At 48.8% G+C, this 14,588-nt stretch carries 12 protein-coding genes; 4 read left to right on the forward strand and 8 right to left on the reverse strand.

Annotated features, from left to right (window positions below; translation table 11 throughout):
• Nucleotides 1-271: 271 nt before the first annotated feature.
• The 3 genes from AB8599_RS11300 to fabB form a co-directional block, all read right to left on the reverse strand.
• A complete protein-coding gene (locus tag AB8599_RS11300; RefSeq protein WP_407331020.1) occupies nucleotides 272-1,297 on the reverse strand; it encodes an aspartate-semialdehyde dehydrogenase in 1,026 nt (341 codons plus the stop codon).
• Nucleotides 1,298-1,299: 2 nt separating this feature from the next.
• The gene (locus tag AB8599_RS11305; RefSeq protein ID WP_407331021.1) at nucleotides 1,300-2,439 is read right to left on the reverse strand and encodes a 4-phosphoerythronate dehydrogenase; all 1,140 of its coding nucleotides are present in this window, start codon (nucleotides 2,437-2,439) and stop codon (nucleotides 1,300-1,302) included.
• 228 nt (nucleotides 2,440-2,667) lie between these two features.
• A complete protein-coding gene (gene fabB, locus AB8599_RS11310; protein WP_407331022.1) occupies nucleotides 2,668-3,879 on the reverse strand; it encodes a beta-ketoacyl-ACP synthase I in 1,212 nt (403 codons plus the stop codon).
• A gap of 200 nt (nucleotides 3,880-4,079) precedes the next feature.
• On the opposite strand from fabB, the gene mnmC reads away from it, so the two are divergent.
• The gene (gene mnmC, locus AB8599_RS11315) at nucleotides 4,080-6,083 is read left to right on the forward strand and encodes a bifunctional tRNA (5-methylaminomethyl-2-thiouridine)(34)-methyltransferase MnmD/FAD-dependent 5-carboxymethylaminomethyl-2-thiouridine(34) oxidoreductase MnmC (protein ID WP_407331023.1); all 2,004 of its coding nucleotides are present in this window, start codon (nucleotides 4,080-4,082) and stop codon (nucleotides 6,081-6,083) included.
• Between the two features lie 113 nt (nucleotides 6,084-6,196).
• On the opposite strand, the gene AB8599_RS11320 is transcribed toward mnmC, so the two are convergent.
• Together AB8599_RS11320 and AB8599_RS11325 are read right to left on the reverse strand one after the other, a co-directional pair.
• Nucleotides 6,197-6,463, reverse strand: a complete 267-nt coding sequence (locus tag AB8599_RS11320; RefSeq protein WP_407331024.1) for a YfcL family protein — start codon at nucleotides 6,461-6,463, stop codon at nucleotides 6,197-6,199.
• A 35-nt stretch (nucleotides 6,464-6,498) separates the two neighbouring features.
• Nucleotides 6,499-7,023 carry an elongation factor P hydroxylase gene (locus AB8599_RS11325; RefSeq protein ID WP_407331025.1) on the reverse strand — a complete coding sequence of 175 codons (525 nt, stop codon included), beginning with the start codon at nucleotides 7,021-7,023 and terminating at the stop codon, nucleotides 6,499-6,501.
• A 224-nt stretch (nucleotides 7,024-7,247) separates the two neighbouring features.
• Between AB8599_RS11325 and AB8599_RS11330 the strand changes: the two genes are divergently transcribed.
• Nucleotides 7,248-7,907: a trimeric intracellular cation channel family protein gene (locus AB8599_RS11330; protein ID WP_407331026.1), complete on the forward strand. Its 660-nt coding sequence runs from the start codon at nucleotides 7,248-7,250 to the stop codon at nucleotides 7,905-7,907.
• Nucleotides 7,908-8,082: 175 nt separating this feature from the next.
• Here the strand turns inward: AB8599_RS11330 and aroC are convergent, their stop codons facing one another.
• On the reverse strand, nucleotides 8,083-9,168 hold the full coding sequence (gene aroC, locus AB8599_RS11335; protein WP_407331027.1) for a chorismate synthase: 1,086 nt from the start codon (nucleotides 9,166-9,168) through the stop codon (nucleotides 8,083-8,085).
• A 251-nt stretch (nucleotides 9,169-9,419) separates the two neighbouring features.
• Nucleotides 9,420-10,352, reverse strand: coding sequence for a 50S ribosomal protein L3 N(5)-glutamine methyltransferase (gene prmB / locus AB8599_RS11340; RefSeq protein WP_407331028.1), 933 nt, complete (start codon nucleotides 10,350-10,352; stop codon nucleotides 9,420-9,422).
• 133 nt (nucleotides 10,353-10,485) lie between these two features.
• Here prmB and smrB point away from each other — a divergent pair, with 133 nt between their 5' ends.
• The gene (smrB, locus tag AB8599_RS11345) at nucleotides 10,486-11,016 is read left to right on the forward strand and encodes an endonuclease SmrB (protein ID WP_407331029.1); all 531 of its coding nucleotides are present in this window, start codon (nucleotides 10,486-10,488) and stop codon (nucleotides 11,014-11,016) included.
• Nucleotides 11,017-11,179: 163 nt separating this feature from the next.
• Here smrB and sixA read toward each other — a convergent pair whose 3' ends face one another.
• Nucleotides 11,180-11,671: a phosphohistidine phosphatase SixA gene (gene sixA, locus AB8599_RS11350; RefSeq protein WP_407331030.1), complete on the reverse strand. Its 492-nt coding sequence runs from the start codon at nucleotides 11,669-11,671 to the stop codon at nucleotides 11,180-11,182.
• 141 nt (nucleotides 11,672-11,812) lie between these two features.
• Here sixA and AB8599_RS11355 point away from each other — a divergent pair, with 141 nt between their 5' ends.
• On the forward strand, nucleotides 11,813-14,587 hold the full coding sequence (locus tag AB8599_RS11355) for an insulinase family protein (RefSeq protein ID WP_407331031.1): 2,775 nt from the start codon (nucleotides 11,813-11,815) through the stop codon (nucleotides 14,585-14,587).
• Nucleotide 14,588 lies beyond the last annotated feature (1 nt).

Here is a 14,588-nt window from a genome sequence, read left to right on the forward strand (position 1 = left end):
CACTGCAAATATCGAACCAGCCTTGCGGGGGAAACGTATCACAGCATCACTGCTCATGAGAAATCAGCCCTGCGATATGGCAGTATCCGCGCAAAGTAAATCATGATTTTTGCGTCGCAATGTATGGTTAAGTTCTTACTGTGGTTGGGATTAGGTTATTTCCCTAACTATATCGGAAGCTTGAGTGAAAACTGTAGTGTGAGAAGATAAAACTGTGTTTTGTGATCAAACAACCGGCACGAGATCACTCGATACCGGTTGTTTTAGGCGATTAAAGGTAATCGCGCACAAGGACTTCGGCGATTTGAACCGAGTTAGTTGCCGCCCCTTTGCGGACATTATCTGCCACAATCCACATGTTTAAACCATTGGGATGGCTGATGTCGTTGCGAATGCGACCGACCATAACGTGGTCTTGACCCGTGCCTTCTTTCACTTGCGTTGGGTACTCTTCACCCATATAGACTTCCACGCCTTCCGCACGTGACAGTAAATCCATGGCTTCGGTTGCGTCAATAGGTTGACGGCATTCGATATGCACGGCTTCAGCATGACCATAGAAAACAGGCACTCGCACGCAGGTTGGGTTCACGGCAACCGTGTCATCACCCAATATCTTCTGCGTTTCCCACACCATTTTCATTTCTTCTTTGGTGTAGCCGTTGTCCATGAACTCGTCGATATGCGGTATACAGTTAAATGCGATCTGCTTTTTGTACAAGCTAGGCTCTGCATCTTGGCTGTTCAGTAGTTTTACAGTTTGACCAGCCAGTTCATCAACGCCTTTTTTGCCTGAGCCAGACACTGACTGATAGGTTGCCACGTTGATGCGCTCAATACCTGCTGCATCATAAATTGGCTTCAGTGCCACCAGCATTTGAATGGTCGAGCAATTTGGGTTGGCAATGATGTTGCGGTTACGGAAATCCGCAATCGCTTCTGGGTTTACTTCTGGCACGACCAATGGAACATCATGCTCGTAACGGAAACGTGAGGTGTTGTCGATAACCACCACACCTTCATCAGCGGCAATCGGCGCCCAACGGTCTGACAATTCTGCGCCAGCCGAAAACAGTGCTAACTGCACCTGACTCCAATCGAAGTCTTCGACGTTTTTCACCAGAATGCTTTTGCCATTGAAACGAATGGTTTCACCGGCACTGCGCTCACTTGCCAGCAAGTAAAGATTGCGCACAGGGAATTTACGCTCTTCCAATACCTCGATAATGGTGCGGCCAACAGCGCCCGTTGCACCTAATACAGCGATATCAAAAGCCACATCGAATTCTTGTGTCATGTTTATTCCTCTACGGTAAAACCTAATTTAGCGAGCGACTCTAACCCAAACTCGGCCTTGCCCGCTACTGTAATCGCACTGTACTCACGTCTGTCCCAGTAATTCTTGCGTAAGCGGTCAAAGCTTATGCGCTGCTGAGCAACATCGGCCATTTCTCGGCGGAACTCAGCATCGTCTCGGCGAATGTCATAAACCAGCTGACAGAGCGCCATAAGATCTGCGTTGTTCCAAGGCTGGCTTAATTCAACACGCGGGATCGGTGCCATAGGTAACAGTGAACTCGCCGCTACGTGCTCTTCGCTATTTCCGAGAAAATCACAGTAGGCGTTGTAAATCATGGTGGTGCCACGGGCTTTGCCTTCTAGGCCATATCCTGCGATATGAGGCGTGGCAAAAGCCAATAGCGGCAGTAGTTCTAGATCCACTTCCGGTTCGAATTCAAATACATCCAACACGGCTGTTAGTTTTTCTGCTTGCAATGCGGCTTTGAGCGCATCATTGTCCACAACCGGTCCACGAGCGGCATTGATCAAAATACTGTTTGGCTTCAACGCAGCCAGTTCTTTTTTCCCAATCAAATGATGTGTTGGGTATTTGCCTGCCCGTGTGATCGGTGTGTGCGTCGTGATCACATCGCACTCTGCAAGTAGGGTTGGTAGCGAATGAAACGCGCGCTCATCACCTTCAGCTTCTTTTATAGGATCACAAAGCAAATGTTCAATATTCAGTGCGCTGAGACATTTGGAAAGATAGCTCCCAACTTGCCCAGCCCCAATGATGCCAACTTTACGATCAGTGAGCGTAAAGCCTTGCTGCTGACTCAGTACCAAAAGCGCACTGATGACATATTCTGCCACCCCCACCTTGTTGCAACCCGGTGCGGCAGTGAAATGAATACCTCGCGAAGCCAGCAATTCTGCATCGACGTGGTCAGTCCCGGCGGTTGCCGTTCCCACAAACTTAAGGCGATTAGCTTTCGCTAATAATTCTTCATCCACTTTGGTCACGGAGCGGATCATCAAGGCATCCACATCAACCAAGTCGTCTGCCGTCAGTGTACGACCCGCTTTGGCTGTCACCGTTCCCAGTTTACTGAATAGTGCCGCGGCATACGGCATATTTTCATCAATCAGGATATTCACGCAATGCTCTCTTCAATCAAACTCACTGACGCTATTGTGACGCTTTTCCTTGCGACTTAAAACGAAAAAACCCGACCAATGGCCGGGTAAAATCCAGGATCTGAAAGATAGAGACCGGCTCTCAACGGTCAATACCTGCGTCTGTTGTAGGCATGATGCCAACTTCCCGGAAAATCTTAAACAACAAGCCAGTGACAGGCTTGTCGCAACGAGAGACAGCGTTTTCGCTTATCCTTCGTATTTTTTAATCACCAGTGTGGCGTTAGTACCGCCAAAACCGAAGCTATTCGACATCACAGTTGTCAGCGTTTGCTCGCGCATTTCAGTCACGATATCAAGGCCTTCAGCAGCAGGGTCAAGGTTGTCGATATTAATGCTCGGAGCAACAAAGTTATTTTCCAACATCAGTGTTGAATAAATCGCTTCGTGAACACCTGCAGCGCCCAATGCGTGACCTGTCATCGCTTTGGTAGCAGAAATAGCTGGGCTGTTGTGGCCAAACACTTCCTGAATCGCGCCTAACTCTTTCACATCACCCACTGGCGTTGAAGTGCCGTGCGTGTTGATGTAGTCAATGCTGTCCACATCTTGCATCGCCATCTTCATACAACGGATAGCGCCTTCACCCGAAGGGGCAACCATGTCGTAGCCATCAGACGTTGCGCCATAGCCGACGATTTCACCGTAGATTTTCGCACCACGCGCAAGCGCATGCTCAAGCTCTTCGATCACCATCATGCCGCCGCCACCAGAAATAACGAAACCGTCGCGGTCTGCATCATAGGTGCGTGACGCTTTTGAAGGGTCATCATTGTATTTGGTCGACAACGCGCCCATGGCGTCAAACATCATGGTCAATGACCAATCGAGTTCTTCACCGCCACCTGCAAATACCACGTCCTGTTTACCCAATTGGATAAGCTCTACCGCGTGGCCGATACAGTGTGCAGAAGTCGCACAGGCTGAACTCATGGTGTAGTTCACACCACGGATTTTAAATGGCGTTGCCAAGCACGCTGAAACGGTAGACGACATGGTACGAGGCACCATGTAAGGTCCAACACGTTTTACCCCTTTCTCGCGCAACGTGTCTGTCGCCAGCACTTGGTTAATAGAAGACGCACCACCAGAACCAGCAACCAGACCGGTACGGTCATTAGAGACCATATCTTCAGTCAGACCTGAATCTTCAATGGCTTGTTCCATTGACAGATAAGCGAAGCCTGCGGCATCGCCCATAAAACGAAATTTCTTACGATCAATATGCTCTGCGGGAATGAGCTTTAAATCGCCCCAAACATTACTGCGTAGTTTCATGTCCGCGAACTGCTGGGAAAAACTGATCCCTGATTTACCCGTCTTCAAAGACTCCAGCACTTCTTTTACGTTGTTACCGATGCTGGAAACAATTCCCATACCTGTAATTACGGCTCGTTTCATCTTTTGTTCCTACAATTCGAGTTCGCACCGATGATAGCGTTTTTGCTCATCTAAAGTGGTCAGCTTTCCTAGAGTACGCGTGTAAGCTGAAAATCTTTTCCATACTCGCACACACGCCCCTGAGTTTCTGTAATTTCCGCGGAATTGACGATAGAATCCGCGATCTGAGTGCAAATACACTGTTAATTAAGGCAAGGCTTGTGACCCAACCCCGTATCGAACATGCCCAAATCCACTGGAATGATGCTGGAACACCGGTATCTGATAATTTCGACGATGTGTACTTTTCTAACGCCAATGGCTTGGAAGAAACGCGCTATGTGTTCCTACATCAAAATCATCTTCCGGCACGCTGGCAACAATTCGAGCGAGACCGCTTTGTTATCGCAGAGACTGGCTTTGGAACTGGCCTAAACTTTCTCGCCACGTGGCAATGGTTTGATGCGTTTTGTGCAGACAACCCGCAAGCCAAAACGCAACAGCTGCATTTTATCAGTTTTGAGAAGTTTCCCGTTACACAAATCGATCTTGAAAAAGCCCATGCGTCTTGGCCTGAGCTGGCCGACTACGCAAAAGCACTGCGTCAGCACTACCCCGCTGCCGTGTCTGGCTGCCATCGTCTTATCCTTGCTGATGGACGGGTGACGTTGGATTTGTGGTTTGGTGACATTAAAGATTGCATGCCTCAAGTGTGGACATCGGATGATGGCATTGTGGATTGCTGGTTCCTTGATGGTTTTGCGCCTAGCAAAAACCCCGAGATGTGGAGCCAATCTTTGTTCGATGGCATGGCACGTCTCGCACGAGAACACTGCACCGTCGCGACGTTTACCGCTGCTGGTTTTGTCCGCCGTGGTTTAATCGATGCGGGTTTTGACATGAAAAAAACCCAAGGCTTTGGCACGAAGCGTGACATGATTGTCGGCACCATCAATCAACGTAACCAGCCTCGACAACAAGCGCCTTGGTACAAGCGCTGTCCTCCTGACCTCGCCGACAATATTGCGATTGTGGGCGGCGGTGTCGCCAGTGCCACATTGGCGCTGTCTTTGGTTCGCCGAGGCAAAGCTGTGACGCTTTATTGCGAGCATGACAAGCCAGGGCTTGGCGCATCGGGCAATCGTCAGGGCGCGGTGTATCCGCTACTCAACGGCAGTGGTGACGTACTTTCTCGCTTCTTTGCGCCCGCGTTTTTGTTCTCACGTCAGTTTGTTGAGCAAGCAGCTGAAACCATTAACTTTGATCATGACTGGTGCGGCGTAACACAATTAGGCTGGGATGAGAAAAGTGCGGATAAACTAGAAAAACTACTCAAAGGTGGCTATCCAGAGGCATTGGTTCATGCTGTCACTGCCGAACAAGCGGCAACCATGACCGACATCGACACCGTGCATGGTGGCATCAGTTACCCCCTTGGTGGCTGGTTGTGCCCCCAACAACTCACACAAGGCTTGCTCGCTAAAGCAGAGGCGACTGGTTTATTGACTTGTCATTTCAATGCCAAGGTGACAAAGCTAGATATCAGCGATAACGAGTGGCAGCTTCATACCGACGACAACACGTTTGCTCACGATGCCGTCGTGATTGCAAATGGTCACGAGTTCACACAGTTTGAACAAGCTGCCGCGATCCCAGCTTATTCAGTGCGTGGGCAAGTGAGTCATATCAACACCACAACTGAGCTGAAAAAGCTCAAAACTGTGCTTTGTTATGATGGTTATCTGACGCCGGTGAACCCAAAAAATGACACCCATTGTATTGGAGCAAGCTATAGCCGTAATGACAGTTCGTTAGCATTTCGCATGGCGGATCAAGTCGATAACAAACAACGTTTAGTTAACTGTATTCCTGCGCAATGGCCGAATGCTATCAATGTTGACCACGGTGCTGGGCGTGTTGGTGTGCGCTGTGCCAGCCGAGATCATCTGCCGTTTGTTGGTGATGTCTGTGATTACAGCAAACTGGTTGATAGCTACAGCGGCCTGCGTGACACGAAAGACACTGCACAGGATGTGCCGGTTTACCCAAACCTTTACAGCCTACTTGGGCTTGGCTCTCGCGGATTAACCTCAGCACCATTGCTAGGTGAGTTGTTGGCTTCGCAACTGTGTGGCGATCCTTTGCCTTTGCCCGTTGACGTGCTTAATGCATTGCATCCGGGGCGCATGTGGGTCAGAAAGTTACTGAAAGGCAAAGCACTGTGATGTTAGGCGGTTAAACGTGAGTATTCTGAGCTGATAGATTCCGAGTATAAAGAAGGCGCTTCATTGAGCGCCTTCTTTGTATTTATTGATGTTGATGTCTATTGCAACGGCTTTCAGCCCGCTTTCGCTTGCAAAGAGGCCCACAAATTCGCCACCAGCACTTGATCCGCAGGGCTTAGCTCGTTGGCATTGTTTTTCAAGCTACCATCCACACAGACCTTTAGCGCTTCAATATCATCAACCCCATCTTGCTCGCAATCAGCGGCAGCCAATGAGATGTGGCCACGCAAATACCCACTTGCAAACAATTCGTCATCTGACGCGGTCTCTACCATGGCGTCTATCAAATCAAGGATCTGTTCTTCGTAGTCTTGGATCATAATCTCTCTCATACCAAACGCATTCGGGATGGTTATCAATAGGTAAAGTCTGCGGCCGTCAACGTGGGACGATGATAAAACGCACGGAGGGCATCTGAATAGGTTTTTGCGCGCGCTGGCATACCTTCATCGAGATAAATCAGCACTTGCTCACGCACTTTGGCCGTAAAGCCCGCGCGATCAGACTCGACGCCACTCAAATTGTCACAGCTCACTTGAAAGCGAAAACCACAGCTCGCAGAAAGAATCCACTCTACCGCTTGTGGCTTTATTTCCACTTTCTCAAATTCCGCCTGCGTTTTTTCATCGCGTCCATCTGGGTGATACCAGTAGCCATAATCTTCCAGCAATCGACGTTCAGGACCGGCAATACACCAGTGCGCAACTTCATGCATCGCAGATGCAAAAAAGCCACGAGCAAAGATAATTCGATGCTTCGTGTGAGTTTCATCGGCTGGGAAATAAATAGGTTCGTCACCACCGAGTAATAACTCAGTGTTAAAAGATTCAATAAATGTCTGATTGAATACAGAAATAAGGTCGTTGTAATCGTGATGCATGCGTTATTTGTAAATGTCTGGTTACAGCCAAAATCAGTCAGGCGGCATTTTACCTAGCACATGCCCTATTGTCGCCGTGATAATTGCCCATTTTGCCGATTTTATCCGCGATAAGCATGAAATTGATTCATGTGTGACTTCGCCTATTTTCATTGGCTTGTGATTGCCATCACATTTAGAATCGCTACCTCCTTCTCTCATGAAATGCAACCGACTGAATAATAATGTTGTTGTCTACTTTGTACATTATTGGCATTACTGCCGAAGCCATGACAGGCGCACTCGCGGCAGGTCGAAGAAATATGGATTGGTTTGGCGTCATGCTGGTGGCCAGTTGCACCGCGATTGGCGGTGGTACAGTTCGAGACATCTTGCTCGGGCACTACCCCTTAGGCTGGGTCGCGAATCCGCACTATCTGGTGATCGTGTGTGTTGCGGGCATTGTCACCACTTGGATGGCCTCTTGGGTTGCACGCAATCATAAGCTGTTTGTTTGGCTCGATTCTCTTGGCCTTATTGCCTTTAGTATTATCGGTTGCCGCGTCGCGATAGACATGGGATTACCGCCCCTCATCACCGTCGTGTCTGCGGTGGTCACGGGCATATTTGGTGGTTTACTACGTGATTTGCTTTGTCGTCGCCAGCCCATGGTGTTACACAAAGAGCTTTATGCGTCGATCGCCTTTTTCTCGGGTTGGATGTATTGGGGGCTGTTCACCTATGGCGAGCACTTAGGTATCAACGAAAACTACGCGATACTCTCTACGCTGATTGTGGGCTTCGCCTTTCGCATCTGCGCCGTGACATTTGGCTGGCGTTTGCCTGTGTTTAGCTTTGCTGAAGAAGAGCAAAACGCCCTAGGAAAAGAAGGACCTAGGCTCTAAGTCCTAAGTCCTAAGTCCTAAGTCCTAAGTCCTAAGTCCTAAGACATAGACATAGACATAGGCACAGATACAGACAAATAGAAGGGCTGACAGTTTTGAACTGTCAGCCCTTTTCTCTTGTCTTGGCTTTTGCTGTGTCTAGGACCTTCTTTTCCTAGGCCCTAGCATCTTTCACTTAAATCTTCGGCGTCGTGGTGGTGACACCCGCATTCTGCGCACGGTGACGCAGCAGGTGATCCATCAGCACAATAGCCACCATGGCTTCGGCGATGGGTACTGCGCGAATACCGACACAAGGATCATGACGACCGCGTGTGACCACATCCACGGTTTCGCCGTCGACGTTAATGGTTTCTCCCGGCACGGTAATGCTGGATGTTGGTTTCAGCGCCAAGTGTGCAACGATATCTTGCCCTGACGAAATCCCACCAAGAATGCCGCCGGCATGATTGGTTTTAAAACCAGTTGGCGTTAATTCATCGCGGTGTTGGCTACCGCGCTGATTCACCACATCAAAACCGTCGCCGATTTCAACGCCTTTCACCGCATTGATGCCCATCAGTGCAAACGCGATATCCGCATCCAAACGGTCAAACACAGGCTCACCCAGACCGACAGGGACATTGTTTGCCACCACGGTCAATTTGGCACCGATTGAATCACCGTCTTTTTTCAATTGGCGGATCAATTCATCCAAAGCGTCAAGTTTGGTTTCATCTGGGCAGAAAAAGGGGTTTTGCTCAACCTGATCCCAATCAACCTTGTCGATGGTCACATCACCCATTTCAGACAGGTAGCAACGCACTTCAATGCCATATTCCTGTTTGAGGAGTTTCTTAGCAATTGCACCTGCTGCAACACGCATGGCGGTTTCACGCGCAGACGAACGACCGCCGCCACGATAATCGCGAATGCCATATTTCTGGTGATACGTGTAATCGGCATGACCAGGGCGAAAACGGTCTGATATCTTGGAATAATCTTGTGAACGTTGATCTGTGTTCTCAATCAACAAGCCAATAGACGTGCCCGTTGTTTTGCCTTCAAACACCCCAGATAAGAATTTCACCTCATCTGCTTCACGACGCTGCGTGGTGTATTTCGACGTACCCGGACGACGACGGTCCAGATCAATCTGTAAATCCGCTTCTGAAATTTCGAGTCCCGGCGGGCAACCATCAACGATACACCCTAATGCCAATCCATGACTTTCACCAAAGGTGGTGACGCGAAACACCTGACCAATAGAATTGCCTGCCATTACTTCCTCTGTCTTTTAACTGGCTGCCTTTATTAAGGCATAACTGCATGCTTGTTAATGAAACATAACCGCGCACGAGAAGCAAAAGCTTTTTGCCTGCAAAACAGGCAACCCTCTGTAGAACGGGGCTCATTTCAACAAACACGACAAAATGTAGGATGTGAAAACAAAAAAAGGCTGAAACAGATGTTTTCAGCCTTTTTAATAGCGAATTAACCGCAGTTCACGCGATTAAGCTTTATAGATGGTGGTTAGTCTTTGTAGATAGAGAACTCGTCTGCCACGCTGACCAGATCTTGATAGGTCATCATGAATACACCATGGCCACCATTTTCGAACTCAAGCCACGTCAGCGGAAGCGCTGGGTATTGCTCTTCCACATGCACCATGGAGTTACCCACCTCACAGATCAAAACCCCCTGCTCGGTCAGATAATTGGGCGCATTGGCGATAATACGGCGCATCAGTTTCAAGCCATCAGATCCTGCAGCCAAGCCCAGTTCAGGCTCGTGACGGAATTCATCTGGCAGGCTGTTCATGTCTTCTTCATCCACATACGGTGGGTTAGAAACAATCAGGTCGTATTTGTCTTTTGGTAAATCACGGAACAAATCCGAGCGGATTGGGAACACTTGTTGCTCCATGCCATGATCTTGCACGTTCATCTCAGCCACGGCGAGCGCATCGGTAGAAATATCCACCAAATCCACTTCTGCGTCTGGGAAAGCGTATGCACACGCAATACCAATACACCCACTACCGGTACACAAATCCATGATGCGAGTCGGTTCAACAGACAACATTGGGCTGAAACGGTTTTGGATTAGCTCACCAATCGGCGAACGTGGTACCAGTACACGTTCATCAACAAAGAATTCCAAACCACAGAAGTAGGCTTTGTTGGTCAAGTAAGACACTGGCGTACGATCGTTGATACGGCGAATGACGCGCTCAACAATACGATGGCGCTCACTGGTCGTCAGGCGGGAGTGACGAGTATCTGCAGGCACATCAAGTGGCAGATACAGCGTTGGCAACACCAATTGCACCGCTTCATCCCATGCGTTATCCGTTCCGTGACCGTAAAACAAACCTGCTGCATTAAAGCGGCTTACCGTCCAACGTAGCATGTCCTGCAGCGTACGCAACTCGTTGACAACTTCATCAACAATAATTTTATCCAAAATGGCCTCCACTAGCCTGATTCACCCCAACGCACCGCGTTCATCGCTATTGATTTAGACAATTACAAATCCGACAGCGAGACATTGCTTCTATTTTGGGTACAATGCGCCTATCGGTATTTGGAATTGACTTATGAGTAAGAAAACCCCGATCTCAGACGATGACTTTTCATTGTTCCGCGATGCGGTGAAAGGCGTTAAAAAACTGCAGCAGGATACCATAAACCCGCCAAGACGCCAGACAGTGGAACAATCGAGAAAGAAGTTCTCTGACTCGACAGCACGCGATCACACCTTTTATTTTTCAGACGAGTTTGAACCCTTGCTGAAAGAAGATGGCCCAACGCAATATGCACGCACGGGTGTGTCTAAGTATGAAGTGAAGCGTTTACGACGTGGCGTTTACGTGCCCGACATGTTTCTTGACCTTCATGGCATGACCCAACTTGAAGCGAAGCGTGAAATGGGCGCACTGATCGCGGAGTGCATCAAAGAAGGGATTAGCTGTGCCTGCGTCATGCATGGCATTGGAAAGCACATATTAAAGCAGAAAACCCCATTGTGGCTGGCGCAGCACCCTGATGTACTGGCATTTCATCAAGCACCGCTTGAGTTTGGTGGCGCAGGGGCGCTATTGGTGCTTATCGAGATCCCTGAAAGATAACCTCAAGTAGCCTCCATAAAGTGAATACTGCTTCATGCGCACCAATAGACAGCCACAAAACAGCCAATAAAAAAACGCCCAGTTGGGCGTTTTTTCGTTGTTGACCATTCAAACAAGCAAAGCTATGCGCTAGACACGTAAGGTTGGCGTAAAGCAGTTCACGCTATGCATAACCCATCAACTGGGAAGGGCTTTTCAACCACATAACGACGCTTTTCTCGCTCGCTGGGTCAAACTCGATGCAAGAAATTGACGATGTTGGAAACATTGGCGCATGACTGTCTTCGTCGAACTCAGCAGTGAGATACCCCACCAGCGGCAAGTGTGAGACCAGCAAAATGCTCAAGGGATTATCAACGCTCACCAAGGCACGTAGATACGATGCCACATGCTCGCTGTCACCATAAGGCGTAATACCATCTTCAATAAGCACTTTTTGCGCCGAAGGTAAAACGGCCTGGCAGGCTTCCCATGTTTGCTGAGCACGCAAATAGGGACTCACCAACACCAAATCCAGCCTCCCTTCGGGTAACTGTTGTTTGAGCCAACGAGCCATTTCTACTGACTGCTGCTCTCCGCGATCGGTCAATGGTCGTTCTTCGTCACTGGCAGCAAACGTCTGCGCCTCACCATGGCGCATAATATAAATTCGCATATCACTACTGTTAATTTCTTAGATTCCTGATAATGCTACCAGCCAATTGATCTTTCTGGAACGATAAAGCGCACAGATGTTTGCCTCAATTTGCTTAGGTGGTCATAATTAAGACCTTGCCTCAACCAGTGAAGGTGCTTTGTGCAAATCAGTCCTAACGATCACCGCGGCTATCGTCAGATTACACTCGACAACGGGTTACGTGTTTTATTGATCGAAGACGCACAAGCGCCACGAAGCGCCGCAGCACTCACTGTCAATGTTGGCCACTTTTGTGACCCTGCTGATCGTGAAGGATTGGCGCATTTTCTCGAGCACATGCTATTTCTGGGGACTGAACGATACCCCAAAGTTGGCGAATTTCAGTCTTTCACCAGCCGTCATGGTGGTAGCAACAACGCATGGACGGGCACTGAGAACACGACATACTTCTTTGATATTCAACACGATTACTTTGAAGAAGCGCTAGACCGTTTCGGGCAGTTTTTCTCAGCACCTCTGTTTAATGCGGACGCAGTAGACAAAGAGCGCAACGCGGTTGATTCAGAATACCGCCTAAAAATTCAAGATGATGTTCGCCGTATCTATCAGGTACAAAAAGAAACGATCAACCCTGCGCATCCCTTTTCAAAGTTTTCAGTTGGCAGCGCCGAAACATTGGCAGATCACGAAGGAAGCTCAATTCGAGATGAACTGATCGACTTTTATCGCAACCACTACAGCGCCAATCTCATGGCCGCTTCCATTACAGGACCCTTTACTCTCGATTCCCTAGAAGAGCTGGCCGAAGAAACCTTTGAACTGATCCCCAATCACAATCTGCCGCTGTTCATTCCCGATGTGCCTTTTGTCGACGCCCCTCAGCGACAACAGTTTATTCGCATAGAGCCGTTGAAAGACGTCCGCAAACTCACGTTGGCTTTTTCAATGCCCGCCACCGATGAACACTATCGCATCAAACCGTTGTCCTATATTGCTAGCCTGCTTGGTTACGAAGGCACGGGCAGTGTGATGTCATTACTAAAGCACAAAGGTTATATCAATAACCTCTCAGCGGGTGGCGGCATTAGCGGCTCCAACTTTCGGGAATTTACCGTCAGTGTCAGTCTGACCGAGGTGGGTCTTGGGTATATCAACGACATTGTGACATACCTTTTTCAGGCGATTCACCTCATTCGGGAGCAAGGTCTGAATGAATGGCGCTACAAAGAAAAACGTGCCGTACAAGAAAAAGCCTTTCGTTACCAAGAGCCTTCTCGCCCCATTGATACCGTGAGTCATATGGTGCTTAACATTCAGCACTATGACGCAGAAGACGTGCTTTATGGCGATTACATCATGGCGAAGTACGACGAAGACTTGATCCGCCAAATGCTGAGCTACCTGACACCTGAACACCTTCGCCTGACCTTAATCGCCAAAGGTGGTCAATATGATAAGCAAGCAAAATGGTACGACACGCCCTATAGCGTAACGCCGTTTACTGATGCCCAGCGCACGCAATGGCAGGTTACAGAGATCTCGCCAGAACTCGCGTTGCCAGAACCCAATCCATTCATCAGTTATGAACTGGACCCAGCGCAACTGGCATCACCAAACACCACGCTGCCAGAGAAAATCCAAGAGTTACCAGGATTTTGCCTTTGGCATTTGCAAGACACCGATTTTCGCGTGCCTAAAGGCGTTGTGTATGTCGCTATCGATAGCCCTTATGCTGTGAAATCGGTTGAGAACATCGTTAAAACCCGCGTCAGTGTCGAAATGCTGCTCGAGGCGATCAACGAAGCGGCTTACCCCGCCGAGGTCGCTGGCTTAAGTTATAACCTCTACGCTCACCAAGGCGGCGTGACATTAAAACTCAGTGGGTTCAACGAAAAGCTGCCGATCTTGCTTGATTTGGTCTTGGATAAATTTGCCAATCGTGACTTTAAGCCTGAGCGTTTTCAGGTCATAAAAACGCAGCTGTTAAGAAGCTGGAAGAACGCCACTCAGAACAAACCGATCAGCCGATTGTATAACGCCATGACAGGCATATTGCAGCCAAACAATCCACCGTATGAAACACTTATCGAGGCGTTGGAACCGTTAGAGGTCTCTGCCCTGCCCGATTTTGTACATCGGGTGATGTCTGAGTTGCACGTTGAGATGTTCGTTTACGGCAACTGGCAGAAACATCAGACACTCGCACTAGCGGAATCAGTCAAAAATGCACTGCGCGTTCATAATCAACGTTATCAGGAATCAATCCGCCCTCTCGTCATGCTCAAAGGGGTAGGAAGCGCTTCATATCATTTAGATTGCGGCAACCAAGATTCAGCGGTACTGGTTTACTACCAAAGCCATGGTACGACGGCGCAAGATGTGGCGCTGTTCACCTTTGCTCAGCATTTGATGTCTGCAACATTTTTCAACGAACTGCGCACCAAGCAGCAGCTAGGTTACATGGTTGGCTCAGGCAATATGCCACTCAATCGCCATCCGGGTTTGATTTTCTATGTCCAATCGCCGCAAGCAGGCCCAACTAAACTGATAGAAGCGATTGATGACTTCTTGAATGCTTTCTTCTTGGTACTGCTTGAGCTTAGCGAAGCACAATGGCAAGCCAGTAAAGAAGGTTTGATTGCACAAATTGATGAGCCTGATGCGAATCTGCGCGCACGCGGTCAGCGACTTTGGGTGAGTATTGGCAACAAAGATGAAAAATTTGAACAGCGCAAGAAGGTCGCCGAAGCGATTGAAAATATGGCACGTGCGGACATGGTGAAGTTTGTCGTCGAGCAGCTCAAACCTCGCACTGCCGACAGACTAATCATGCACAGTTGTGGCGGAGCGCATCCCGACCAGTGCATTCCCAAAGAGACAAATAAAATTGAATCCATTGCGGAATTTCGACGCAATCGGTTAGAAAAAGATTAAA

Origin of the sequence: Enterovibrio litoreus, assembly GCF_045679545.1 — a bacterium.
In the GTDB taxonomy this organism is placed as follows: Bacteria; Pseudomonadota; Gammaproteobacteria; order Enterobacterales; family Vibrionaceae; genus Enterovibrio.

Coding starts and splice junctions, on each gene's coding strand:
- AB8599_RS11300 (WP_407331020.1), bottom strand. CDS start 1,297: ATGACACAAGAATTCGATGTGGCTTTTGATATCGCTGTATTAGGTGCA.
- fabB (WP_407331022.1), bottom strand. CDS start 3,879: ATGAAACGAGCCGTAATTACAGGTATGGGAATTGTTTCCAGCATCGGT.
- AB8599_RS11320 (WP_407331024.1), bottom strand. CDS start 6,463: ATGATCCAAGACTACGAAGAACAGATCCTTGATTTGATAGACGCCATG.
- AB8599_RS11325 (WP_407331025.1), bottom strand. CDS start 7,023: ATGCATCACGATTACAACGACCTTATTTCTGTATTCAATCAGACATTT.
- AB8599_RS11330 (WP_407331026.1), top strand. CDS start 7,248: ATGTTGTTGTCTACTTTGTACATTATTGGCATTACTGCCGAAGCCATG.
- aroC (WP_407331027.1), bottom strand. CDS start 9,168: ATGGCAGGCAATTCTATTGGTCAGGTGTTTCGCGTCACCACCTTTGGT.
- smrB (WP_407331029.1), top strand. CDS start 10,486: ATGAGTAAGAAAACCCCGATCTCAGACGATGACTTTTCATTGTTCCGC.
- sixA (WP_407331030.1), bottom strand. CDS start 11,671: ATGCGAATTTATATTATGCGCCATGGTGAGGCGCAGACGTTTGCTGCC.